The organism is Rhizobium sp. 01N48 (genome assembly GCF_056399145.1).
Genome location: NZ_JBFTQT010000020.1, coordinates 1 through 1,431, shown reverse-complemented (window position 1 = coordinate 1,431; position 1,431 = coordinate 1). Strand labels below are relative to the sequence as shown.

Sequence of the window (1,431 nt, the reverse complement as noted above, 5' to 3'; positions counted from 1 at the left end):
TGTCAGTACCGGAGCAATACTCCCCATTAGTGCCGTTTGAATCTTCCCCAGGTGCTGCGCCGCTGGTTTTCCGGGGCGCGCCCCGGAAGACCAGCGGCGCGTCATCGCCGATACTCCTTCCGATGGTCGGAAGGGGGACATTGGTGATCAAGCTGAGGGAGACGATCATGATCCTGGATCTGCATCAGCAGGGGCTGACGGTGTCGGCTATTTCCAGAGAAACAGGCATCGATCGCAAGACGGTGCGCAAATACATTGAACGAGGCCTTGAGGCTCCGGCTTATGGACCGAGAAAGCCTCGCGCGACGGTTATCGATCCGTTCGCTTCATACCTGCGGGAGCGGGTGAAGGCCTATCCCGGTCTCACTGGCAGTCGGTTACTCCGAGAACTACGGGATCGAGGTTATGCCGGCGGTTACACCGCCGTCACAGACTTTCTTCGTGACGTGCGACCTCCGGCAAATCCAGGTTTCGAAGTTCGCTTCGAGACGCCGCCAGGCGAACAGGCCCAAGTCGACTTTGCCCAGTWCCATGTCGTTTTCACCGATGAGCCAATGACACCAAGGATCATCTGGTTGTTCTCGATGGTGTTGGGACACAGTCGCCTCATCTGGGCTCGCTTCGTCATGCACCAGAACCTGCCGACCGTCCTACGTTGCCACATCGCCGCTTTCGAGGCGATTGGTGGTGCGCCGCGGGAGGTGCTCTACGACCGGATGAAGACTGCCGTTATCGGAGAAGGTCAGACGGAGGGCATCATCTACAACCGCGCTCTCATCGATCTGGCCCGCCATTATGGATTCCATCCTAAGGCGTGCAAGGCCTACCGAGCCAAGACAAAAGGCAAGGTTGAGCGGCCGTTTCGGTATATCCSAGAAGACTTCTTCCTGGCTCGGTCGTTCCGCAATCTCGACGACATGAACGCCCAGCTCCGGCACTGGCTCGACACCGTCGCCAACCCAAGGAAGCACGCGACGACCCAACGTGTCGTCAACGAGGCCTTCGCCGAGGAGCGGCCGTATCTGCGGCCGCTACCCCTGGCACCGTTCAAGTCCGTTCTGAAGCTGGAGCGCCGCGTATCGCGGGAAGGCATGGTCAGCGTCGGCGGCAACAYCTACAGCGTTCCGGATGCGACCCGCAGTCGAACGGTAGAGGTTCATTCGCTTGCCGACGAGGTCCGCATCTTCGAGAACGGCACTCTGATCGCGGCTCATCCTGTCCTGGAGGGCCGTAAACAACGCCGGATTCATCCTGATCACCGACGAGCAATCACGACGCAACACTGGCCACAAACACGAGGCGAAGCCCTTGTCGTCAAACCCGCCGGCGACACCGTGCTGCAGCGGTCTCTCGCCTTCTATGACGCCGTCGGCAAGGTCTTGGCAAAGGAGAACCGCCCATGAGTGCAACACTCGATGCCGTACCATCCAT

The 1,431-nt window shown here is 59.7% G+C and carries 1 protein-coding gene; it reads left to right on the top strand.

Annotated features, from left to right (window positions below):
• Nucleotides 1-143: 143 nt before the first annotated feature.
• Complete coding sequence (gene istA, locus AC1DOG_RS23115) at nt 144-1,403, top strand: IS21 family transposase (protein WP_477931339.1); 1,260 nt, start codon at nt 144-146, stop codon at nt 1,401-1,403.
• The last annotated feature ends 28 nt before the right edge of the window (nt 1,404-1,431 follow it).